Annotated in this window: 21 protein-coding genes and 1 other annotated feature; of the genes, 7 read left to right on the top strand and 14 right to left on the bottom strand. The window is 56.2% G+C overall.

Translation table 11 applies throughout. The features are described 5' to 3' along the window. Nucleotides 1–4: 4 nt before the first annotated feature. Both WMO20_RS00865 and WMO20_RS00860 read left to right on the top strand, forming a co-directional pair. Nucleotides 5–2,419, top strand: coding sequence for an endonuclease MutS2 (locus WMO20_RS00865; RefSeq protein WP_349185538.1), 2,415 nt, complete (start codon nt 5–7; stop codon nt 2,417–2,419). A 197-nt stretch (nt 2,420–2,616) separates the two neighbouring features. After that, nucleotides 2,617–3,393: an N-acetylmuramoyl-L-alanine amidase family protein gene (locus tag WMO20_RS00860; protein ID WP_349185537.1), complete on the top strand. Its 777-nt coding sequence runs from the start codon at nt 2,617–2,619 to the stop codon at nt 3,391–3,393. Between the two features lie 690 nt (nt 3,394–4,083). Here the strand turns inward: WMO20_RS00860 and WMO20_RS00855 are convergent. The 7 genes from WMO20_RS00855 to queA form a co-directional block, all read right to left on the bottom strand. Beyond that, nucleotides 4,084–5,292 (bottom strand): tyrosine-type recombinase/integrase, encoded by a 1,209-nt coding sequence (locus tag WMO20_RS00855; protein WP_349185536.1) that lies wholly within the window; start codon nt 5,290–5,292, stop codon nt 4,084–4,086. Nucleotides 5,293–5,307: 15 nt separating this feature from the next. After that, nucleotides 5,308–6,654 (bottom strand): DNA repair protein RadA, encoded by a 1,347-nt coding sequence (gene radA, locus WMO20_RS00850; protein WP_015538502.1) that lies wholly within the window; start codon nt 6,652–6,654, stop codon nt 5,308–5,310. A 132-nt stretch (nt 6,655–6,786) separates the two neighbouring features. Next, the gene (locus tag WMO20_RS00845; protein WP_349185535.1) at nt 6,787–7,533 is read right to left on the bottom strand and encodes a hypothetical protein; all 747 of its coding nucleotides are present in this window, start codon (nt 7,531–7,533) and stop codon (nt 6,787–6,789) included. A gap of 41 nt (nt 7,534–7,574) precedes the next feature. Next, nucleotides 7,575–7,973: a TIGR04086 family membrane protein gene (locus WMO20_RS00840; protein WP_349185534.1), complete on the bottom strand. Its 399-nt coding sequence runs from the start codon at nt 7,971–7,973 to the stop codon at nt 7,575–7,577. A gap of 66 nt (nt 7,974–8,039) precedes the next feature. Continuing rightward, nucleotides 8,040–8,357 (bottom strand): preprotein translocase subunit YajC, encoded by a 318-nt coding sequence (gene yajC / locus WMO20_RS00835; protein WP_005925879.1) that lies wholly within the window; start codon nt 8,355–8,357, stop codon nt 8,040–8,042. A 74-nt stretch (nt 8,358–8,431) separates the two neighbouring features. After that, a complete protein-coding gene (tgt, locus tag WMO20_RS00830) occupies nt 8,432–9,577 on the bottom strand; it encodes a tRNA guanosine(34) transglycosylase Tgt (RefSeq protein WP_112090165.1) in 1,146 nt (381 codons plus the stop codon). 110 nt (nt 9,578–9,687) lie between these two features. Next, nucleotides 9,688–10,716 (bottom strand): tRNA preQ1(34) S-adenosylmethionine ribosyltransferase-isomerase QueA, encoded by a 1,029-nt coding sequence (gene queA, locus WMO20_RS00825; RefSeq protein ID WP_055184386.1) that lies wholly within the window; start codon nt 10,714–10,716, stop codon nt 9,688–9,690. A 165-nt stretch (nt 10,717–10,881) separates the two neighbouring features. Between queA and asd the strand changes: the two genes are divergently transcribed. The 5 genes from asd to WMO20_RS00800 all read left to right on the top strand — a co-directional run bounded on the left by asd (nt 10,882) and on the right by WMO20_RS00800 (nt 15,681). Then, the gene (asd, locus tag WMO20_RS00820) at nt 10,882–11,964 is read left to right on the top strand and encodes an aspartate-semialdehyde dehydrogenase (RefSeq protein WP_015538498.1); all 1,083 of its coding nucleotides are present in this window, start codon (nt 10,882–10,884) and stop codon (nt 11,962–11,964) included. Nucleotides 11,965–12,009: 45 nt separating this feature from the next. Continuing rightward, nucleotides 12,010–12,903, top strand: a complete 894-nt coding sequence (dapA, locus tag WMO20_RS00815; protein WP_349185533.1) for a 4-hydroxy-tetrahydrodipicolinate synthase — start codon at nt 12,010–12,012, stop codon at nt 12,901–12,903. A gap of 74 nt (nt 12,904–12,977) precedes the next feature. Next, a complete protein-coding gene (gene dapB, locus WMO20_RS00810; RefSeq protein WP_349185532.1) occupies nt 12,978–13,736 on the top strand; it encodes a 4-hydroxy-tetrahydrodipicolinate reductase in 759 nt (252 codons plus the stop codon). A 42-nt stretch (nt 13,737–13,778) separates the two neighbouring features. After that, nucleotides 13,779–15,077 carry a CapA family protein gene (locus tag WMO20_RS00805; protein ID WP_349185531.1) on the top strand — a complete coding sequence of 433 codons (1,299 nt, stop codon included), beginning with the start codon at nt 13,779–13,781 and terminating at the stop codon, nt 15,075–15,077. A 136-nt stretch (nt 15,078–15,213) separates the two neighbouring features. Further along, the gene (locus tag WMO20_RS00800) at nt 15,214–15,681 is read left to right on the top strand and encodes an ACT domain-containing protein (RefSeq protein ID WP_112089888.1); all 468 of its coding nucleotides are present in this window, start codon (nt 15,214–15,216) and stop codon (nt 15,679–15,681) included. Nucleotides 15,682–15,815: 134 nt separating this feature from the next. Here WMO20_RS00800 and tyrS read toward each other — a convergent pair whose 3' ends face one another. From tyrS to WMO20_RS00765, 7 genes are all read right to left on the bottom strand, one after another. Further along, on the bottom strand, nt 15,816–17,036 hold the full coding sequence (gene tyrS / locus WMO20_RS00795; RefSeq protein WP_308562619.1) for a tyrosine--tRNA ligase: 1,221 nt from the start codon (nt 17,034–17,036) through the stop codon (nt 15,816–15,818). Nucleotides 17,037–17,099: 63 nt separating this feature from the next. Next, nucleotides 17,100–17,354, bottom strand: a binding site (T-box leader). A gap of 73 nt (nt 17,355–17,427) precedes the next feature. Then, the gene (gene recN / locus WMO20_RS00790) at nt 17,428–19,098 is read right to left on the bottom strand and encodes a DNA repair protein RecN (protein WP_349185530.1); all 1,671 of its coding nucleotides are present in this window, start codon (nt 19,096–19,098) and stop codon (nt 17,428–17,430) included. An 18-nt stretch (nt 19,099–19,116) separates the two neighbouring features. After that, nucleotides 19,117–19,605: an arginine repressor gene (locus WMO20_RS00785; RefSeq protein WP_308562622.1), complete on the bottom strand. Its 489-nt coding sequence runs from the start codon at nt 19,603–19,605 to the stop codon at nt 19,117–19,119. A 20-nt stretch (nt 19,606–19,625) separates the two neighbouring features. Beyond that, nucleotides 19,626–20,477, bottom strand: a complete 852-nt coding sequence (locus WMO20_RS00780; RefSeq protein WP_316540508.1) for an NAD(+)/NADH kinase — start codon at nt 20,475–20,477, stop codon at nt 19,626–19,628. A 30-nt stretch (nt 20,478–20,507) separates the two neighbouring features. Continuing rightward, complete coding sequence (locus tag WMO20_RS00775; RefSeq protein ID WP_112089883.1) at nt 20,508–21,311, bottom strand: TlyA family RNA methyltransferase; 804 nt, start codon at nt 21,309–21,311, stop codon at nt 20,508–20,510. After that, entirely contained in the window at nt 21,308–23,188 is a 1,881-nt protein-coding gene (gene dxs / locus WMO20_RS00770) for a 1-deoxy-D-xylulose-5-phosphate synthase (protein WP_308562629.1), read from the bottom strand. Before dxs ends, WMO20_RS00775 begins: the two co-directional genes overlap by 4 nt. Nucleotides 23,189–23,293: 105 nt before the next feature. Beyond that, a complete protein-coding gene (locus tag WMO20_RS00765) occupies nt 23,294–23,761 on the bottom strand; it encodes a divergent PAP2 family protein (RefSeq protein WP_308562632.1) in 468 nt (155 codons plus the stop codon). Nucleotides 23,762–23,767 lie beyond the last annotated feature (6 nt).

Raw genomic sequence — 23,767 nt, 5'->3', positions numbered from 1 at the left:
CAGTATGGAAACAAGCTACTTAAAAACATTAGAATTGGATAAGATCATTGCCCGAGCAGCGGAGGGCTGCGTGTGCAAGGAAGCCCGTGCTATGCTGCTGGCCATTGAGCCGCAGTGCGACCCGGACGAGGTGCGCTACGCACTGGAACAGACGGACGCCATCAACACTCTGCTGATCAAAAACGGCTCACCGCGCTTTGGCGGAGTGGAGGGGGTCAGTCAACTTGCCGCCCGTGCCGTAAAGGGCGGTGTGCTTTCTATGGGCGAGCTGCTGATGGTGGCTGGTGCACTGCGTAATTTTCAGCACCTGACCAGCTGGTACGGCTCCTCTGAACATGACGCACTGCCGACCGATGATCTGTTTTACGCGCTGGCACCGGAACCGGGTCTTGAGCAGCAGATCTCAAGTGCCATTCTGGCACCGGACGCCATGGCGGATACCGCCTCCCGCACGCTGGCAGAACTGCGCAAGAAGATCCGCGCCACTGAAAACAGCATCCGCGACCGGCTGGAAAGCATGGTGCGCAACATGGATACCTCCAAATACCTGCAGGAGAGCGTGGTTTCCATGCGCAACGGCCGGTATGTTGTGCCGGTCAAGAGCGAGTACCGCGGCGAGGTGAGCGGTATCATCCACGATGTATCCTCTACGGGCGCTACGGTGTTTGTGGAGCCGCAGGCTGTGGTGGAAGCCAATGCCCGCATCCTGCAGTACCGCGCACAGGAAGCGCAGGAGATCGAGCGCATTCTGATGGCCTTTACCGCACAGGTGGCTGCCATTGAGCCGCAGTTTCAGTACAGCTACAAGGCCATGCTGGAGATCGACATCCTGCTGGCAAAGGCGCGGCTTGCGCTGGAGTTGAAGGCCTTTAAGCCCGCTGTGCGGATGGATTCTTCCTTTAATCTGATCCGCGCCCGCCATCCGCTGATCGACCCGCAAAAGTGCGTTCCTGTGGATATTGCACTGGGCGGTGAATACGATTCCCTTATCATCACAGGTCCGAACACCGGCGGTAAAACGGTCACCCTGAAAACTGCCGGTCTGCTGTGTGCTATGGCACAGTGCGGCTTTCTAATCCCGGCAGACGAGCGCAGTGAGATCTGTGTGTTTGACGAATTTTTGGTAGACATCGGCGATGAGCAGAGCATTGAGCAGAGCCTTTCCACCTTCTCCGGCCACATGAAAAAGATCACCGGCATTCTGGAGCTTGCCATGCCGCACACCCTTGTGCTGCTGGACGAGCTGGGTGCCGGCACCGACCCTGCCGAGGGTGCCGCACTGGCTGTTGCCATCATTGAGGAGCTGCGCCGCCGTGGTGTACTGCTGATGGCGACCACCCACTATGCGGAACTGAAGGTCTTTGCGCTGGAGACTAAGGGCGTGGTCAATGCCAGCTGCGAGTTTGATCTGGAGACCCTGCGCCCAACCTATAAGCTGAGTGTGGGCGTACCGGGCAAGTCCAACGCATTCCTGATCAGCGAAAAGCTGGGGATACCCAGCCGTGTTATCGAGGCTGCCCAGCAGCATCTGTCTGCCGAGGATAAACGTCTGGATGCAGTTCTGGGGCAGCTGGATGATCTGAAACTTCAACTGAAAGAAAGCCAGAACGAGGTGGAGCAGCTGCGCAACGAAGCTTCTCATCAGCTGGAAGCCGCCCGCAAAAAGCGGGATGAGCTGATTCAGCAGGGCGAAAACGAATTGGAAGCCGCCCGTGCCAAGGCACGTACACTGGCACAGCAGGTGGAAACACAGGCCTACGCGCTGACCGACGAACTGCGCCAGCTGCAAAAGGACGAGCGCATGAGCGCCCAGCAGAAGGCACAGCGCGCCCGCGAGATTGCCAAAAAGGAGACCGAAAAGCTGTTTGCCGGTACAGAGGTGGTGCATAACCCCGTCAAGGAATTTGTGCCGTTGAAGGAGGTAAAGGTGGGGCAGGAGGTCTGCATTGCAGAACTGAACCAGCTGGCCACCGTTCTGGCGCTGCCGGACAAAAACGGCGATGTGCTGGTGCGTGCCGGTATCATCAAGACCAAGGTACCCCTCAAGGGCTTGAAGCAGCCGGAAAAGCTGGTAAAAGAACCAACTGCGCCCAAGACCAAAGCGCAGCAGCGGTACTCCCGCCTGACCGGTGATACAAACCGCCCCAACGGCAGGGTAGAGCGCGTACAGCGCACCGCAAAAATGGAGTGCAACCTGCTGGGGCTTACGGTGGACGAGGCGCTGTCAGAGGTGGATTCCTTTATTGACCGCGCCATCCTGAACGGGCAGACGGTGGTCTATCTGATCCATGGCAACGGCACCGGTGCACTGCGCACCGCCATCCATAAGCATTTGCGCGGTAACCGCATGGTAAAAAGCTTCCGTCTTGGTCGTTACGGCGAAGGTGAGAGCGGCGTGACGGTTGTAGAGCTGAAATAACCCAGTAAGGACTGCCTTTTGAAAAATTGGCAGTCTTTTTTTGTTGCAGCGCAGGGAAAAGGCGAGTATACTCGTATTATAAATGTAAAACGAACAGGAAGTAAAACTTTATGCCAACCAGTCAGCGCAGACCTGCAAATAAACATAGCAAACATAAAACACGCCGCCGCAAAACACAGCACCAGCTTTTACGCGGTATGCTGTTTGTTTTTGCGGTGCTGATGCTCGGCTTTGGCCTATTTTTATGGAAGGCGGCGCTGGAACTGAATGCACCCGCAGAACCCGCAGTCTCAGCATCAGAGGATGATTTTCGTCCTGTGGTGGGCGACCCGCCGTACCGGGTGGCAATAGACGCAGGGCATGGCGGCAGCGACCCAGGCGCAAGGGGAGTGGTCGAGGAAAAACAGATCACCGCAGCTACGGCTGCTGCGCTGCTTCAGTGGCTAGAGCAGGATCCGAATTACATCCCTTTGCAGACCCGGGAAAGCTTTGATGAAACCGCGACACCTGCCCAACGTGCAGCCACCGCCAGTGCCCAAAGCCCGCAGCTGCTGCTGTCCATCCATGGCAACTCCGCAGCCAACGGCTCTACGGCATCCGGCTTTGAGTGCTATCCGGCAGTGCCCGGGCGCACATGGCATCAGGAAAGCTTTTATTTTGCCCGGCTGCTGGCCGGAGGAATGCAAAGCATCGGCGCAAAGCTGCGCGGACGTGGGGGAGTGCGTTACATTTATTATCTGGAAAACGACCAGAAGCAGCTGGTGGAGAACACCTACACACAGGTGCGGCCTGAGCGCAGTTTTACGCTGCTGGAAGATGTGGATTGTCCGGCAGTATTGTCAGAACAGTGCTTTGTGACAAACGTCGAGGATGTAGAGCGATTTGGCAGCGAGGAGGGCTGCAAGACTGTGGCGCGTATTTATTACGAAGCCACCTGTACGTACTTTGGCACAGAACCACTGCCAGTGAAATGAGCATCGCATCACCAAAGCAGAAGAAGCGATACTGCTTATATAACATGACTGGTAACGCACCAGAACAGCCATCGCAGGCAGAAGTCAAACACTTGAACGTACTGGTAATACGTCCAGCGGTGTAGATGCAGGCGTATGCAAACTGAAACGCATCCACAGAAGCTGCCGGAAATCTGACAGAAAGAGAGAAGGGCAGCTTCTGTTTTTTGATTATTGCTGTTTCGTATAATGCACGTTATGCGAAACTTAGGGGAGTGAAAAATACCCATTTCCCGGATTTTGGGCGTTTCAGCCCCGGCTGGATCATTTTTAGGCTTGATTCAACCGCTTTGCACATTCTGCACTTTTTACCATGTTTTATTGTTTTATTTGTCTCGCACTTTCAGATACTTTCCGTGTTATGCGCTGCTTCATTGGTTTGTTAGTAATTCATTTTGCTCCAGCAATTTTATTCCGGCAAGCATCTCTATGCGCTTGCTTTATAACATTTCATGTTACGGCTGTGGTTGTTCAGTTGCTTTTGTGTAGACATTACTTTGCGTGTTTCTACCAGATCGTTTCTTATGTATGGATGCTGACTGCTTATAATGTAAATTATAAAGACCTATGACTTTAATCCGGTCAAGCCGGATCGTGTCATAGGCCTTTGCATCGTTTCAAGCGCTATTCAGGTTATAAGATCTTAGTGGTTTAAGTATCGTTCGATGAGTCGTCGGTTTCTTCGGCAGACATTGCCGAGATATCTGCTCGGAAGCCATCCTGTGCAGCGCCCTCAAAGGCCGCCATAGGACCGGACGGCTCAGAATTGTCCTCACCCGCCGGGGCATTTTCGGCAGATGTCTCCCCTGCTGCTTCTGTTGTATCCAAGCTTGCTTTTGTGGCTTTTATGGGCAGTACCTTGCCCAGCGGATTTTCTTCAATGGCAGAGCGAACCTGAAATTCTTGTAGGTGCGTATAAATTTGCGTTGTTCCGACGCTGCTGTGACCCAGAAGCTGCTTGAGGGTAAGGATATCCACATTGCCGGTCTGATACATCAGGGTTGCAGCGGTGTGGCGCAGCTTATGGGTGGAAAAGCCCTTCAGTCCGGCAGCTTTCATTGCGCCGGAGATCAGCTGTTCTACCCTGCGGTTCGAGATACGCTCCTTGCGCATCCGCGTAATGAACACGGCTTTTTCCTTGGGTGAAAGCCCTTCCATGGTGTTGCGTTTATGCAGATACAGCTGTAGTGCCTCCACACAGGCATCATTCAGATAGACCATGCGTTCCTTATGGCCTTTGCCAAACAGGCGTATCTGCCGCTGTTCTAAATCGATGTCTCCAAGATCCATGCCTACCAGCTCCGCAAGACGCATACCGCAGTTGAGGAACAGCACCACCATGCAGTAGTCCCGCTCCGGGAAATCGCTCTGGGTCTGGGTGCTCTCCAAAAGCGAGATGGACTGCTCTGCTGTCAGATATTTGGGCAATACTTTATCCTGCTTGGGCGGGCGGATAGCCGCCGTAGGGTCCTCGGTTAAGCGGTTGACCTGATTGACCAGATAATCATAAAAGCCGTGCAGGCTGGCCAGCCGCCGGGCGGTAGAGGATTTTTTGTTGCCGCATTCCCGGTTCAGAAAATAAAGATACTCGTAGATGTCCTCTTTTGTTATGCTGCCCCAGAAGGCTGTGTCCAGCCCCTTGGGGTCAATTTCTTTAAATTCTGCATCTGTTGGCACAAGACCGCGGCGGCGCTTCATAAAGCGGCTGAAAGAGCGCAGGTCACAGTAATAATTGAAAGCCGTGTTGGCACTTTTACCGGCGATCACCTCAAGATACCGCACATATTCTACAATATCCGGGGCGGCATCCTCAAAGGGCGCGTGCTTACCGGGGTTTCTTTCGTCCAGATAGATCGACATAGGTTCCTCGTTTCATCACAGGCGGTCGTTTTTCAGCGCATTGATGGCATCTGCAATATAAGCTGCGCCAACCAGCTTCATGCCGGGATAATCTGCGGCATTCAGATGCGCAAGACTGTGCTTAGGGATAACTGCCCGCTCAAAGCCGATACGCTCTGCCTCGTGCAGGCGCTGTTCCAGATTGGGCACACTGCGCACTTCCCCGCCCAGACCTACCTCTCCGATGGCGATAAGCTTATCGCTGACCGGGCGGTCCAGCAGCGAGGAGACCATACTCAGGCAGACTGCAAGGTCGCAGGCGGTATCCCGCAGTGCAATGCCGCCCACAATATTGACGTAAACATCCAGATTGCCAAAGAAGTACCCTGCCCGCTTTTCCAGTACAGCGATCAAAAGATTCATGCGGTTATAATCGTATCCACTGCAAGCACGGCGAGGTGCCGGAAAATTTGTCTTGGTGGCAAGCGCCTGAATCTCGCTCAGAATGGGACGGCTGCCCTCCATGGTACAGGCCACACAGTTGCCGGAAACCCCAAGCGGACGTCCTTCCAATAGCATCTGGGAGGGGTTTTCGATCTCGGCAAGTCCTGTGCCGGTCATATCGAACATTCCCAGCTCATTGGTGGAGCCATAACGGTTTTTGGCTGCCCGCAGAATACGGTACGGCAGCATCTTGTCGCCCTCAAAGTAAAGCACCGTATCCACGATATGCTCCATGACCTTGGGACCTGCGATTGCGCCATCCTTGTTCACATGACCCACGATGAACATGGGGATCTCCTGCTTTTTAGCTACCGCCAGCAGCCGCGCGGCACTCTCCTTCACCTGACTGACTGTACCGGACGAGGACGAGATATCCATGCAGCGCATGGTCTGGATGGAGTCAATGACCACAAGATCCGGCTTTTCCTTTTCAATCAGGCCGCAGATCTCATCCACGTCGTTTTCTGCCGCCAGAAAGATGTTGTCCTGCGGTACCTTCAGCCGTGCGGCGCGCAGTTTGACCTGCCGGACAGATTCCTCTCCGGTGATATACAGCACACTGTGCTGGTTAGAGATGGCACCGCACAGCTGTAGCAGCATGGTGGATTTGCCCACGCCCGGCTCACCGCTCAAAAGCACCACGCCGCCCAGCACGATACCGCCGCCCAATACACGGTCCAGCTCCGAGATACCGGTCAGGATACGGCTTTTTTCCTCAGTCGTGCTGATCTCTGACAGCCGCCGGGCGGTCAGGGTGGTCACGCCCTCCTGACGAGCCGCAGCAGCCTGCCGGGCAGCAGGAGTCCCTGCCTTTGGAGCTTCGGCAACAACGTCCTCGTTCATGGTATTCCAGCTGCCGCAGCTGGGGCAGCGCCCCATCCAGCGGGGGCTTGTCTCTCCGCAATTGGAGCATACATAGACGGATTTCAGTTTCATGTCTGTCCCTCATTTATTTATGGTCTTTTGTTATTGTAACACACTGTACCAAAACCCGCAAGAAAAGGATGCTGTTCACAGGCGGTTGCCCAGATACGAAAGCCCTGCCGCTGCGCCGCAAAGCGGCAGCAGTACCACCATGGTCAGCAGATACTGCCCCAGCAATGCCTGCACCCCGGGGCGGGCTTGTCCACCGGAATGCTTGCGGAAGGAATAGGCGTGGATCCGGCTGCTGACCTGCAAAGCGCAGGCCCCGAAAAAGCACAGACAGCCGCTTGCTGCTGCCGCCGGTAAGCCTATCCACAGCAGTGCCGAGAGCATTGTTTTCCACCCGCCTGCTGTGCAAAGCTGTACCATAAGCAACCCGCTGCCCAAACCGTACAACATCATGCTGCCAAAGATCATCACCGGTCCAAGGGCAGACAGCCCTAATACCAGAAACAGGCTGACCACAAGGCCGAGAGCCAGATATTCCATGCTAAAAAGCTGTACCGTCCCTTGCATACTGCCCGGTGCAAACATCCCTTGCCACGCTTCCAGATAATACCGCAGCAGCTCTGCCTGCCGGGCATCGCATACGGCCTGCAATACACCGGCTGCCGAACTCCCCAGCAGAAAGGCCGCAGCCAGCAGCCAGCAATCCCGGGTGGCGTGCCGCTTTGCCGGGATGCAGGGCTCTTTTGATGGCAATTGCTCTACGGGCTCCGGTGCAGTTTCCGGTACAGTCGGCAGAGCAGGCTCTGCTTTCTGCACCGGCAGACTGACCGTCTGTGGCAGCAAGGACAGGTTTTCCTCCGGTTTGGTCTGTTCATAGATCCACATACGCTGTTTTCTCCTCTGATGGATTCGATTTGCCGGATCGATCAACGAAGCGTGTGCCTGCGGCTGCGCAGGGTGACCCCAAGCAGCCCGCCAATGCAGCCGCAGAGCAGCACCGCCAGAATGCGGCATACTACAGCCGGCGCGGCAGCGGTGCCGTTCCATACAGCAGAAAGCGCCAGCGGCACTGCCAGAAATGTACTTTGGAGCAGTCCGGTCAGCAGACCGCGCACCTTTTTACGGAACGCTGCCGCCAGTGCACACAGCAAACTGCCCATGCACACGGCTGCTGTGGCAAGTACCGGCACGACGCTGCCGGAGCAGCCCTGCCCAGCCATCAGCTGCGCAAAACCGGCCAAAGCTGCCGCTGTTACAACTACCCCCAGCGCCCCGAAAAGCGCAAACGAAAGAAGCTCCGCCGGGAAACCTCGAGACTCAGACATAACAAAACCGCCTCCCTGCACATAGTCTATGCAGGGAGGCGGTTCATGTATGCACGGTGTTAACGCTTACTTCTTATCGGCAGGAGCCTTGTCCATGTTCAGCTTTTCGACCGAAGAGATAGCAGACTTGGTGAAGCGGATCTTCACGCGGTCAGCGCCGGTCTCCAGAACAAAAGTGTCGTCCTTGATGGCGACAACGCGGCCAATGACACCGCCGATGGTGGTGACCTGATCGCCGATCTCCAGACTGCTGCGCATAGCGGCATCCTTCTTTTCCTGCTTCTTCTGAGGACGGTAGATCATGAAGTACAGCAGGACCAGCATCAGTGCCAGCGTGAAGAACAGGCTGATATAGCCTTCGGACGTGGTAGTCAGAAATTGCATGGGGCAAAATCTCCTCTCAAAAATTCAGATAATGCTATTATACCCTCTTATCGGCCTTGTTGCAAGGCTAAAGTTTAAATTCGGGTATCCAGAAGCTTCACGTATCTGTCGTGGAAGGCGGTAAAGGTACCGGCATCCAGTTCATCCCGGATACGCTCCATCAGGTGGTTGTAGAACCACAGATTGTGCATCACGGTCAAACGCATACCCAGCATCTCGTCTGCCTTGAGTAGATGCCGGATGTAGGCACGGGAGTAATTACGGCACACCGGGCAGCCGCAGGCGGGGTCGATGGGACGCTCGTCCCGCTCGTACTTGGCATTTTTGATGTTGATGATACCGCTCCATGTATTCAGATGACCGTGGCGGGCATTGCGGCTGGGCATAACGCAGTCAAACAGATCCACGCCGCGGGCAACGGCCTCGATGATGTTGCCGGGGGTGCCGACGCCCATCAGATAGCGGATCTTGTCCTTGGGCATATACGGCTCCACCTGACTGATCATCTCATACATCACTTCGGTGGGCTCGCCCACAGCCAGACCACCGATGGCGTAGCCGTCCAGCTCCAGCTCGGCGATCTGCTTCATGTGCTCCACGCGCAGATCTGCATAGGTGCAGCCCTGATTGATGCCGAACAGCAACTGATCCGGGTTGACCGAGATGCCCTCGTGCTTCAGCCGTGCCATTTCGGCCTTGCAGCGCTTCAGCCAGCGGGTGGTGCGCTCACAGCTGTCCTTGGAGTAATCGTGCTGGGCTGGGTTCTCCACGCACTCATCAAATGCCATGGCGATGGTAGAACCCAGATTTGCCTGGATCTGCATACTCTCCTCCGGGCCCATAAAGATGCGGTGACCGTCCAGATGAGAGGCGAAGGTCACGCCCTCCTCGGTGATCTTACGCAGTTTTGCCAGACTGAACACCTGAAATCCGCCGCTGTCGGTCAGAATAGGCCCGTTCCAGCGGGTAAACTTGTGCAGGCCGCCCATGTCTGCCACCAGCTTGTCGCCGGGACGCAGATGCAGGTGGTAGGTGTTGCACAGCATGACCTGCGCGCCGATATCCTTCAGATCCTGCGCCGACAGGCCGCCCTTGATGGCACCGGCGGTGGCAACGTTCTGGAAGGCAGGGGTCTGCACCGTGCCGTGCACGGTTTTGAATTCGCCCCGCCGGGCGTTGTGTTCCTGCTTGAGCAGGGTGTAGGTCGTCAAAGAAGGCATGGTCTTTTCCTTTCTGCGCACGGAAAACAGCCGTGCAGCCTCGATGCAGGCAGCAAGCCTGCAAGTTATCAGAATGATCACAGCAGCATTATGCCGCAATTACAAAAAAATCACAAAATGAGCATAGCATCGCCAAAGGAGAAAAAGCGGTACTTTTCTGCCACAGCTACTTCATAGGCGTGCATGGTCTTTTCGTAGCCGTACAGAGCGGACACCAGCATGATCAGGGTGCTCTCCGGCAGGTGGAAGTTGGTGATCAGGCCGTCGATGCAGTTGAACTTCACACCCGGATACAGGAAGATGGAGGTGTTGCCGCTGCAAGCTTTGATCTCACCATACTTGGCAGCAGCAGCCTCCAGCGTGCGGCAGCTGGTGGTGCCCACGGCGATGACCCGGTGGCCCGCGGCCTTGGTCTCGCGGATGCGGCGGGCGGTCTCCTCGCTGATGGAGTACCACTCGCTGTGCATCTTGTGGTCGCTGATCTCGTCCTCCTGTACAGGGCGGAAGGTGCCCAGACCAACGTGCAGTGTGACCTCGGCAATGCCGACGCCCATAGCGCGGAGGGTGTCCATCAGCTCCGGGGTAAAATGCAGCCCGGCGGTGGGAGCAGCCGCGCTGCCCAACTCCTTAGCATAGACGGTCTGATACTGGCTCTGATCCTCCAGCTGCTTTGTGATGTAAGGCGGCAGCGGCATCTTGCCAAATTCATCCAGCTTTTCATAAAGCGTTTCGGTATCATAATAGAATGTAACGTACTTGTTGCCGTCCTCCATGGTCTCGTCTACCACAGCGGTCAGACTGCCGTCACCAAAGCTTACCTTCGTACCGGGCTGCATCCGCTTGCCGGGCTTTGCCAGACACTCCCACTGGTCGCCCTTCACCTGCCGTAGCAGCAACAGCTCACACACGGCACCGGTAGGCTGCTTGACGCCCACGATGCGGGCGGGCAGCACCTTGGAATTGTTTACCACCAAAAGATCCCCCGGCTCCAGAAATTCCGGCAGGTCGCGGAATACCTTGTGCCGGATGCTGTCGTCCTTTTGGCTCAGAACCATCAGCCGCGCAGCGTCCCGCGGGGCTGCAGGCTCCTGTGCAATGAGCTCTTTGGGTAAATCATACCAAAAATCTTTTTTTAACATAGTGTGCATTTGCCTTTCCGATGATTGACACGGACAACGTATCAATGATATCATAGAATCTGTATAAACAGTATCTATTATATTGCATCGCTGTCCGGTTTGCAAGCCGTGTTGTGCACAATGATAAGATTTGCTGTTTGTTTTTTGAAAGGAAAGGTGCTGGAAATGGATAGACAGTATAAAGTGGGTATTGTAGGCGCAACTGGCATGGTGGGTCAGCGTTTTGTGACTCTGCTGGAGAATCATCCCTGGTTCAAGCTGACCGTACTGGCCGCATCCGGCCGCAGTGCGGGCAAGAGCTATGAGGATGCAGTAGGATCCCGCTGGGCCATGACCACTCCCATGCCGGAGAGCGTGAAGAAGATGACCGTTCTGGACGCTTCCAAGGTAGAGGAAGTTGCTTCGCAGGTGGATTTTGTTTTCTGCGCTGTCAATATGCCCAAGGACGAGATCAAAGCACTGGAGGAAGCATACGCCAAGGCTGAGTGCCCGGTGGTCTCCAACAACAGTGCCCATCGTTTCACCCCGGATGTTCCCATGGTGGTGCCTGAGATCAACGCCGACCATATCGAGATCATTCCCGCCCAGCGCAAGCGTCTGGGCACCAAGCGCGGCTTCATCGCTGTCAAGTCCAATTGCAGCCTGCAGAGCTATGTGCCCGCCCTGCATCCCTTGATGAAGGACTTTGGCGTGAGCAAGGCGCTGGTGTGCACCTATCAGGCTATTTCCGGCGCAGGCAAGACCTTTGACCGGATGCCCGAGATCGTGGACAATGTGATTCCCTACATCGGCGGCGAGGAGGAAAAGAGCGAGCGCGAGCCGCTGAAGCTGTGGGGCCATATCGAGGGCGACCAGATCGTCAACGCCGAGAAGCCGGTCATCACTGCACAGTGCTTCCGTGTGCCTGTCTCGGACGGTCACACCGCAGCCGTGTTCGTAAGCTTTGATAAAAAGCCCACCAAGGAGCAGATGCTGGAAGCTTGGGCGAACTTCCGCGGCCCTGCACAGGAACTGAACCTGCCCAGCGCACCCAAGCAGTTCCTGCACTACTTTACCGAGCCCGATCGTCCGCAGCCCAAGCTGGACCGCAACACCGAGAACGGCATGGCCGTGTGCATCGGCCGTCTGCGGGAGGACACCCTGTTTGACTACAAGTTTGCCTGCATGAGCCACAACACCCTGCGCGGTGCTGCCGGCGGTGCTGTGCTGCTGGCTGAGCTGCTGGCAGCAAAGGGCTATATGGACTAATGCCTGAATTTTTGCGCGATACACGCAGCAAAGGAGTTTTTTACTATGAAGAAGCCTGTCTTTACCGGCGCGGGTGTGGCCATCATCACCCCGATGTACGAGGACGGAAGCATCAACTTTGACGAGCTGGGCCGCATTATCGAGGATCAGATCGCCCGCCACACTGATGCCATCATCATCTGCGGCACCACCGGCGAGTGCTCTACCATGACCGATGAGGAGCAGCTGGCCGCCATCAAGTTCGCCGTGGATACGGTCAATCACCGCGTACCGGTCATTGCCGGTGCCGGTTCGAACGATACCGACCACGGCTGCGCACTGGCAGCAAAGTCTGCTGCCTGCGGTGCTGATGCCCTGCTGATGGTCACCCCCTACTACAACAAGACCTCGCAGGCCGGTCTGGTGGCACACTTTACCGCCATGGCTGAGGCTGGCGGCATCCCGGTCATCCTGTACAATGTGCCCTCCCGCACGGGTCTGAACATTGCACCCGAGACCGCTTTGGAGCTGAGCAAGCACCCGCTCATCAACGGCATCAAGGAGGCCTCCGGCAACATTTCTCAGGTGGCCAAGGTGGCTGCACTGTGCGGTGATGCGCTGAACATCTACTCCGGCAACGATGATCAGGTAGTTCCCCTGCTGGCACTGGGCGGCAAGGGCGTCGTCAGCGTGGTGTCCAATGTTGCGCCGGAGCTGGTGCATAACTGCTGTCAGGCTTTCTTTGACGGTGACACCGCCAAGGCCTGCGCTTTGCAGCTGGAAATGCTGCCGCTGGAGGAGGCTCTGTTCTGCGAGGTGAACCCCATTCCGGTCAAGTACGCCATGAACGTGCTGGGCTGGAACGCGGGTGAGTGCCGTCTGCCGCTGGTAGAGCCCAGCGATGCCCACAAGGCAAAGATCGAGCAGGCTTTGCAGGCTGCTGGTCTTATTAAGGAATAACAACAGCGTACAGAATGCCCGGGAATTTTCAGCTTCCGGGCATTCTGCCATATTATAGAAACGAGGAAACAACAATGACAGAGATCGTGATTCAGGGCATTGGCGGCCGCATGGGCCATGTGCTGTGCGATATGATCGCACAGCGGGAGGACTGCCGTGTGGTGGCCGGTATCGATATGAAGGACGGCGAACAGAACGGCATCCCGGTCTACGACAGTCTGGAAAAGCTGAACGGCAAGGGCGATGTGATCATCGACTTCAGCTCCCCTGCCGCAGTGGAAAAGGCACTGCCCTACTGCCAGACCCACAAGCTGCCCATCGTGGTGTGCACCACCGGCCTTTCAGAGGAGTTGCAGCTGAAGGTAGTGCAGCTGTCCCGCAGCGTTCCGGTGTTCAAGAGCGCTAATATGTCCATGGGCATCAACGTGCTGGCCGAGCTGTGCAAGCGCGCCTCTGCCGTGCTGGGCATCAACTATGATATTGAGATCGTGGAGCAGCATCACCACAACAAGCTGGATGCACCCAGCGGAACGGCACTGATGCTGGCCGATGCTATCAATGAGCAGAATGACGGCGCGTACCATTATGTGTACGACCGCTCTTCCGTGCGCCAGAAGCGCGACCCGAAGGAAATCGGCATCAGCGCTGTGCGCGGCGGCAGCATCGTGGGCGACCACGAGGTTCTGTTCTGTGGCCCGGACGAGGTGATCACCCTGCGGCACACCGCCTACTCCCGCAGCATCTTTGCCAACGGCGCCGTAAATGCTGCGGTCTATGTGGCAAAGAAGGAGCCGGGTCTGTACGATATGGGCGACCTGATCGCCGCCCTCTGAAAAATAAGCTGCCCCGGCATACGCCGGGAGAAGAGGTGAACGATGAAGCAGGAGCCTTTAAAGCGGCGGCGTCCGGCTGCCCGTAAGCGCGGCCGAAAGCAAACGCTCCGGGCGGTGGTGCTGTCGGTTCTTACGGTGAGCGTGATAGCACTGTGTCTGGGAATCTGGACAAGGCTGCCGGGAGAAGATGTACCGGTGGGCGGCATTGTGCCGCCGGAGGATACGCTATCCCCTGCTTCATCTGTTGTGGCACCGGAGCCGGAACCTGAACCACAGCCTGTGGTGGAAACGATCCGGTTTTCTGCAACAGGAGACAACCTGATCCATGCTCCTATCTACAAACAGGCCGCCCGTCGTGCAGGCGAAGATGGAAAGTACAGCTTTGATTACTGTTATGAGCATATCGCTCCTTTCTATGCTGAGCAGGATGTGAACTGGATCAATCAGGAGACCCTTTGCAGCGACACCCTTGCACCCTCCACCTACCCCAGCTTTTCCACCCCCGGCGACTGTGCGCGGGCGCTGTACCGCGCCGGGGTGCGGGTGTTCAGCCTTTCCAATAACCACACCTACGACAAGGGCGCGTCCGGTATTGCCGCCACTCTACAGTTCTGGGAGTCTATGCCGGAGGACGTGGTCACCACCGGTCTGTGGCGCGGCGAAGAGGACTATGACCGCATCCCGCTGCAAACCGTCAACGGCGTCACCATCGCGTATCTCTCCTACACCGAGCACACCAACGGCATCCGCCAGAACAAGAATATGACGGCCAATATCATCTACACCAGCCAGACCGATGTGATTGAGCGGCAGGCGCGTTTGGCACGCCAGCAGGCGGATTTTGTGGTGGTTGGGGTTCACTGGGGTGTAGAGGACAGCCACGCCATCGTGGACAGCCAACGCACACTGGCACAGAATCTGGCAGACTGGGGCGCAGACGTCATTGTTGGCACCCACCCTCATGTATTGCAGGATGCCCAGTGGCTTACCGCAGCAGATGGGCGGCGGAGTTTTGTGGCCTACTCGCTGGGCAATTTTCTCAGCACTCAGAGCCGCCCGGATCAGCTGGTGGGCGCTATCCTGACCTTGCAGCTGCAAAAGACCACACAGCCGAACGACTCAGTGCAATGTGAAGTGCTTGCGCCGCAGCTGCACCCCACCGTGACACATTACGATGCAGGAAAAGCCAATGTGCGCACCTATCTTTTGCGCGATTACACGCAGGAATTGGCGGCAGCGCATGGTGTGCGGGCAAAATATTCTGATTTCAGCCTTGACAGGATACAAAAAATCGCGCAAAATAATATCAGCGCATCCTTTTTGTCGCAAGACAAGAATTAGTGTAACATAAAAGCGGCGTATTTGTGCTATGCAATGCAGCGCTGTTGCATTAAAAGTTGAATTGCGATAGTACTTACATAAAAATGTGAAATGATTGAGCGTTGCCCGGTAGCCCGGGCAGAACGGAGGACTTTTTATGTATGGAGTATCGAAGATCAATATCGAGACTGACCTGATGATGATCAGCGTGCAGGACGTGGCGTTCCGGGGCAACAGTCTGTCCCGCTATCTGGATATCTTTGCAGAGACCGGCGTGGTGGTGGACATGATCAGCCAAAGCGCCCCACACGGCACTACCATTGATTTCAGCTTTACTGCATCCAGCAGCGATCTGCCGCTGGTGATGAAAGCAATCTCGGCGGCAAATCTGGATAAGGACGCCAAGGCTTCTCCTCTGATCAGCGTGGGCTACTCCAAGCTGAATCTGTTCGGCGAGGATATGGTCACCAGCTGCGGCGTGGCTGCGCGGGCGCTGAACGCACTGGCTATGGCTGGTATCGAGGTATTGCTGATCACCACCAGCGATCTGGATATCTCTCTGCTCGTCCACGCTGAAAACGAAGATGCTGCCTATGAAGCGCTGAAAAAGGCGTACGAGCTGTAACAGCAATAGGCCGGAGGGGGCAGTTGCGTTTCCGGTTTGATTTGCAGGCCATCAGCGGCTGTTACGCGCCAAAATGTAAAAAATGGTCCAGAAACGCCTACAGACGTTTCTGGACCATTTTTAATAATGCTTTTTTACAGCGTTACCTTGTGGTAGATCTTTTTACCCTTCTTGATCACGATACCCTTGGCCAGCTGCTCTGCGGTAAAGCTGACAGTGGGAGCAGCGACCTTTTCGCCGTCTGCCAGCACACCGCCCTGCACCACCAGACGGCGTGCTTCGCCGTTGGAAGCAGCCAGACCGGCCTTGACCATCAGGGTCAGGATGCCGATAGCGCCGTCCGTCAGGTCAGCCTCGGTCAGCTGGGTGCTGGGCATATGCTCGGTATCCATCGCGTTGCCGCTGAACAGTGCACGGGCAGCATTCTGAGCCTTTTCGGCCTCCTCCTTGCCATGCACCATGCTGGTCATCTCGTAAGCAAGGATCTCCTTGGCTTCGTTCAGGCGCTGATCCTGCCAAGTGCTCATCTCTTCGATCTGCTCCAGCGGCAGGAAGGTGAGCATCCGAATGCACTTCATCACATCGGCATCGCCCACGTTGCGCCAGTACTGGTAGAACTCGAAGGGACTGGTCTTGTTGGGATCCAGCCAGACAGCGTTGCCGGCGGTCTTGCCCATCTTCTTGCCCTGAGAGTCGGTCAACAGGGTCACAGTCATGGCGTAGGCATCCTTGCCCAGCTTGCGGCGGATCAGCTCAGTGCCGCCCAGCATATTACTCCACTGGTCATCGCCGCCGAACTGCATATTGCAGCCGTAGTGCTGGAACATATAGTAGAAGTCGTAGCTCTGCATGATCATGTAGTTGAACTCTAAGAAGGACAGACCCTTCTCCATGCGCTGCTTGTAGCATTCGGCGCGCAGCATATTGTTCACGGAGAAGCAGGCGCCCACCTCGCGCAGCAGCTCAACGTAGTTCAGATCCAGCAGCCAGTCGGCGTTGTTCACCATCAGAGCCTTGCCTTCGGAGAAATCAATGAACTTCTCCATCTGCTTTTTAAAGCAGGCGGCATTGTGGGCGATATCGTCCTTGGTCAGCATCTTGCGCATATCGGTGCGGCCGGAGGGGTCACCGATCATGGTAGTGCCGCCGCCAATCAGGGCGATGGGCTTGTTGCCAGCCAGCTGCAGGCGCTTCATCAGGGTCAGTGCCAGAAAATGGCCGGCGGTCAGACTGTCGGCAGTGCAGTCAAAGCCGATGTAAAAGGTAGCCTTGCCATTGTTGATCAAATCGATGATCTCTTCATCCGTAATCTGGGCTACCAGACCACGAGCTTTCAGTTCTTCGTACAGCGTCATGGGAAAAACCTCCTGTTTTTGGGGCAGAGGAAACAAAAACGCCCTCTGCCAAAAATAAATTTGGCAGAGGGCGAGATAACTTCGCGGTACCACCTCTGTTTGCCGTTTCCTCACAGAAACGGCCTTACGAGTGCACACCCCAGAGTAGAGTGACACTCCTGCGTCTTTAACGCTCGCACGCGGCACAGCCTACTAGCCTTACGCATTCAGCCTGCAGCTCCGGGAGGTATTTCCCCCGCTGTTCTGTGATCCCTTGCACCAACCGGGACTTCTCTGGACAGAACGCTTCAGGGTACTTGTTCCCTTCATCGCCATTAACAGTGTCTACTCTATCACAAGACCGCCGCCTTGTCAAGAGCTGTCTTTTTCTGCATAAATGCATTCCTATGAATCAACCGCTGTGCTTGCGCTCCTGCAGCATTTCCCGTGCATTGGCGCGGGAAAGTTCGGTGACATGGTCGCCGGAGATGAGACGCGCCAAGGCTTCTACGCGGCCATTTTCGTCCAGCGGATGGATCTCGGTATAGGTGCGCTCGTTGGACACGTTTTTCTGGATGAGCAGATGGCAGTCGGCCAGCGCTGCGATTTGCGCCGTATGGGTGATGCACAGGATCTGATGTCCCTGTGCGCTCTGGCGCAGCACCTCACCGATGCGTCCCGCCGCCTTGCCGGACACGCCGCTGTCGATCTCATCATAGATCACGGTTGGCACAGCGTCCTTATCGGCCATTGCGTTCTTGATGGCAAGGGTGATACGGCTCAGCTCGCCGCCGGACGCGATTTTAGCCAGCGGCTTAGGCGCTTCACCGGGGTTTGTTGAGATGTAGAATTCAACGCTGTCCTGCCCGTGGCTGGCCAGCGGACCGCGGGTGTGCCGCAAGGTCATGCGCACGCCCGGCATATTCAAAAAGTCCAGCGTGCCGGAAATGCGGGTGTTCAATTCCTCAAAGGCTTTCAGCCGGGTCTGGGTCAGCACCTCTGCTTTTCCCCGCGCTTTTTCGTAAAGACGCAATTTTTCCGCCTGCAAGGCATCATAGCGCTGCTGGGAATGCTGGATGCTATCCAGCTCCTCCCGGGCCTTCTGCCCGAAAGCGATCACATCCTCCACCGTGTTGCCGTACTTGCGCTTCAGCCGGTACAAAAGATCCAGCCGCTGCTCCACCTCGTCCAGCTCTGCATCGTTGGTGTCATAGGCATCCAGCCGCCCGATCAGATCTGCGGCCACGTCCTTGGCATTATAGTATAAGTCCAGCAGCTGCGCAGCGGCGGCTGTAAGCGCAGGGTCCAACTGCGCAGCGGCATCCACTGCGTTAGAGGTTTCCCCCAGCAGATCCACCGCACCTGCAGCGTCATCACTGCCGGATAGCAGCGCATAGCTTTGTGCCAGACGATCCCGGATGGCAGATGCATTGGACAGCACCTTCCGGCGGTTTTCCAGCGTCTGCTCCTCACCGGCAGTCAGTCCGGCATCCTCAATTTCCTGCACCTGATATTGCAGCAGATCAATCTTGCGCTGCTTTTCAGCTTCGTCAGTGATCAGAGCATCCAGCTCCCGCTTGACCTGCACCAGTTTCCGGTACAAGGTATAGTACTCCTGAAAAACAGTGCGATTCTGCGCATAATCATCCAGAATCCCCAGATGGTGCGCCGGATTGAGCAGACCTACGGAATCGTGCTGACCGTTGATGTTGATCAGACCGCCGCACAGATCCCGCAGAACAGCTGCCGTAGCCGGCATTCCGTTGATGCGGCAGCTGCTTTTACCCTCAGCGGTGATCTCGCGGCTGAGCAGCAGTGCTTCGGAGCGCTCGTAGCCGGACTGCTCCAGCTTATCCAGCACAGCAGACGGCACCTGTTCAAAGGCGGCGCGGATCACCGCCTTTGAAGCCCCGGTACGCACCAAGTCTTTAGAGGTGCGGTTGCCAAGGATCGCATTGATGGAATCGATCAGGATGGATTTGCCCGCACCGGTCTCGCCGGTCAGTACGTTCAGTCCCGGTTCAAAGTGCACCTCTGCCTTCTGGATCACGGCAACATTTTCAATTTGCAGGCTACTCAGCATGGCTTCGTTCTCCTACCGTCATCTCTGTCCCACATAACGGGTCAGCTCCGAACAAATGGTCTTGGCATCGCGCTCAGAGCGCGCAACGATTAAAAAGGTGTCATCACCGGAAAGGGTGCCAACAACGTTTTTCCACTGCAAAGCGTCAAAAACCTCGCAGGCGGCATTGGCCATGCCGGAATAGCATTTTACCAGCACAACGTGCCCGGCATAATCCACCTCCAGAACAGACTCGTGGAAGATAGTCTCAAAGCGCCCTTGGGTCTTGGGATTGAAGCTTTCGTTCCGGCTGGAAACATAGCGATAGCCCTCGGTAGTAGCTGCCTTTACAAGGCACAGTTCCCGGATATCGCGGGAAACGGTGGCCTGCGTCACCTCAAAGCCCTCGTTCCGCAGGTGCTCCAGCAGCACCTCCTGTCGGCTGATGGGATGCTCCTGCACCAGACGCAGGATCGTCTGCAAGCGTTCCGCTTTTGTTTTTGTATCTTCTTTGCGGCTGCGTGCCATCTTAAAAATCGCCTCCCGTGTTATTGTCTTTTACGCAGTTTCTGGTCAATAGCCTGAAACTGGTCTGCCCGCCCAAAAGTGATAAGCTTGACGTTCTGATCAGACAGGCGGATCTCTGCGGTGGCACCCGCCTTGAGGGGGTAGCCCACACCACCGTCACAGCTGATAAACACTTCATCATCTGCCACCTGTCCCACGCAGACATTCAGCTTGCGCTCCTGCGCAAACACCATGGCCGGACTGGCCAGACTGTGAGGGCAGATAGGGGTCACTACAACGCCCTTGGTCTGCGAGTCCAGAATCGGGCCGCCGGCTGCCAGCGAGTAGGCCGTAGAGCCGGTGGGGGTCGCCACAATGACACCATCGCCCCGGTAGTGCTCTACCAGAATATCATCGCAGTAAATGCTGAAGTCGATGGCCTGCTGCAAGCGCCCCTTGGTCACAACTACATCGTTGAGGGCATGACCTTCCCAGCCATCCTGACCAAGCACCCGGGCATATAAAAGCATCCGGTTGTCCAGCTGAAACTCGCCACGTGCCACGGCGGCCAGCTTTGTTTCCATTTCGCCGATCTCGCAGGTGGCCAGAAAACCGCAGCGTCCCAGATTGATGCCGAGGATGGGCTTTGCGTACCGGAGCGAAAGATTTGCTTCGTGCAGGATGGTGCCATCCCCGCCGATGGTCAGGATCACATCCGTGCGTTCCAGACACTGCTCCAGCGGCAGATAAACAACCCCTGCCGTGCTGCAGCTTTCCCTCAGAGCATCGCTCATCAGCACAGCGGCACCGTGGGTCAGCAGGATCTGCGCCGCACGCAGCGCGATCTCGCTTGCGGAGGTCTTGCCCGGATTGGGCGAAATGTAGATCGTCATACCGGCTTCTCCTTTGCTGACGGCTGAGCCTCAGCGATCCAGTGTGGTATGGCTTGCTGCCACCACCTGTGCGGCAGCTTCATCATCCAGCACTGCGGGCTGATCGCTCTTCTGCACAAACATCAGGTACTCGATATTCCCCTCCGGCCCCTTGACCGGGCTGTAATCCAGCCCGCGCACCACAAAGCCGTTTTCAGCAGCATAAGACATGGCATTGTGCAGTACCTCACGATGCACCGCAGGGTCGCGTACCACGCCGTTTTTGCCCACCTTCTCCCGGCCTGCCTCAAACTGCGGCTTCACCAGACAGACGCCCATAGCGTCCGGGGTGGTGATGCGCTGCGCCACCGGGAAGATGTGATGCAGAGAAATAAAGGAAACATCCACACTGAAAAACTCAATGGGCTCTGCCAGATCCTCCGGCGTGACATAGCGGATGTTCGTGCGTTCCATGTTTACCACGCGTTCATCCGTCCGCAGGCTCCATGCCAGCTGACCGTAGCCAACATCCACGGCATACACCTTCACTGCGCCATTTTGCAGCATACAGTCGGTAAAGCCGCCGGTGGACGCACCGATGTCCATGCACACTTTGCCGTCAGGGGTAAGCGGGAAGCACTTCATAGCCTTTTCCAGCTTCAGGCCGCCGCGGCTGACATAGCCGATATCGTGGCCACGCACCTCGACAACTGCGTCCTCCTTGATCATCTCGCCGGCCTTGTCCACCTTTTGCTGGTTGACAAAAACCACACCGGCCATGATCAAAGCTTTGGCGCGCTCCCGGCTCTGCACAAGTCCGTTCTGCACAAGATATTGGTCCAACCGAATTTTCACAGCTCGTTTTCTCCTTTCGTGAGGGCAGCCCGGACTGCCTGCACAATATCCGCAGCATCCAGACCGGTGCATTGCTTGATCTGCGGGACGGTTGCATGGGGCAGACAGGCTGTGCGGACAGCACAGTGCAAAAAGCGGCCATTCCAGCCGTTTTGCTGCAAAGCGTAAGCCAGATGCTCACCGATCCCGCCGGCAGCAACGCACTCCTCTGCAAACAGTACGATTTTATATTTCGACACAGCATCGATAAGTTTATCTGTAAAGGGATACAGCTTTACAAGCTTTAGAACATCCGCATTTTGCGATGCAGCGTTCAATTGGTCGGCAGCATCCAGCAGATCCTCCAGCTCGTCTGCATAGCTGACCAGAAGGATCTCTGCCCCGGGTAGCTGCTGCAAAAAGTCGTACTCCTGCTTTGTGCAGGGATACTGCGCCAGCTTTGTGTTCTCGCCGCCGCGGGGGTAGCGGATGGCACGAGGGCCAGAGATTGTATCCTGCAGCAGATAGTGCAGCCAGTATTGCAGTTCTTCGTAGTTGGAAGGCGCATAGACCGGGATGTTAAGCTGGCTGAGGAAGGCTGCATCGTAGATGCCCTGATGGGTCTCGCCGTCTGCGGGAACAAAGCCCGCACGGTCAATGGCAAAGAGCACATTTTCCTTTAGCAGATTGACATCATGGATGATCTGGTCATAGGAGCGCTGCAGGAAGGTGGAGTAGATGCACACCACCGGCAGCATTCCCTGACTGGCAAGGCCTGCCGCAAAAGTAACAGCGTGCTGCTCTGCCATACCCACATCAAAAAAGCGCTGCGGGTGGCGGTGAGCAAAGAACTGCAGTCCGGTGCCGTACTTCATGGCAGCAGTGATCGCACAAAGCTTCGGGTTTTGTGTTCCCTCCTGCACCAGCAGCTTACCAAAAACTGTGGAGAAGGACTCCTTCGGCGCAACCTCCGGGTCCGGCATTCCATCCGGGTCAAAGGCAGATACACCGTGATAGTTGCCCGGGTTCATCTCTGCCGGCTGATAGCCCTTGCCCTTTTTGGTCACAACGTGCAAAAAGTGCGGACCCGGCCGCTGGTAGATCGAGCGCAGAGTGCGCTCCAGCTCTTCCACATTATGACCGTCTACCGGGCCGATGTACTCAAAGCCCATATCCTCAAACATGGTGGAGTGGTACATAGCGCGGCGCACCAGTGTTTTTGCGCCCATCAGCGATTTTTTCATCGGCGGACCGATCAATGGCACACCGTCCAGAAAGCTGCGCACATTGTCCTTGGCGTCGTAATAGGCCGTAGTCGTGCGCAGATGGGTCAAATACCGCGCCAGCGCACCTACATTTTTGGAGATGGACATCTTGTTATCATTCAGGATCACAAGCAGATTGTCCAGCCCGCCGATGTTGTTCATGCCCTCGTACACCATGCCGCCGGTAAAGGCGCCATCACCAATCAGTGCCACCACAAGTCCGGGCTCATGCTTGATCTTTTTTGCCCATGCCATGCCAATGGCCAGCGAAAGTGCTGTATTGCCATGTCCGGCAATAAAGGCATCGTGCACACTTTCGTTGGGGTTTGGGAAGCCGGAAATGCCATCCAGCTGCCGCAAATGGTCAAACTGCTTCCGGCGTCCGGTAAGCAGCTTGTGGGTGTAGCACTGATGTCCCACATCAAATACGATCTTATCCTTCGGCGTTTCCAGCACTCGGTGCAGTGCCACGGTCAGCTCTACAGTGCCAAGATTAGAGGCCAGATGTCCACCGGTCTTGGAGATATTCTCCAGCATAAAATGCCGTATCTCCGCGCAAAGCTTCTCCACCTGCTGTGCATTCAGCTTTTTAAGATCGCTGGGCTGATCGATCTTGTCCAGCAACGACTCCATATTCACACGTCCTTTATGCGTTTGTTCTTTCGCTTTTTCTACCGCAGCCATTCTGCGCTGCTCTGTCGCAAATACAAAGCAGCTTCTGCAGAAGGCCGCATTTCATCACACGACTGGGAACAAAAAGCCCACCAGCGAGCCGAGCAGCACGCCTGCCACGACCTGCAGCGGCGTGTGGCCGACCATTTCCTTCAGATGCATATTCTGCAAAAAGGGAGCGTTTTTCTCGCTCACATCGATCCACTGGGCGATCATCTGGTTCAGCACCTTTGCCTGCTCGCCGGTCTCGTGCCGGACGCCCATAGCATCGTGCATGGTGATAATAGCCACCACGCAGGCCACCGCAAAAATGGGCGAGGAGACCCCAGCGCTGCGCCCGGTAACAATGGCCATAGCACAGACGGTCGCACTGTGTGCGCTGGGCATACCGCCATCGCCCCACATCCGCTCCAGCTGAAACTTGCCCAGCAGAATAAAGTTGATGATCGTCTTTAATACCTGTGCAACGAACCAACTGAGAAGCGATGCGGTCAAGATCTGATTGGCCGATAAGATGTTTTGAATAAGCTGCATATCCGT

The organism is Faecalibacterium intestinale (assembly GCF_040096575.1).
GTDB classification, from domain to species: Bacteria; Bacillota; Clostridia; order Oscillospirales; family Ruminococcaceae; genus Faecalibacterium; species Faecalibacterium intestinale.
The sequence above is the reverse complement of the archived record's forward strand: the minus strand, read 5'-3'. Positions and strand labels throughout refer to the sequence as shown.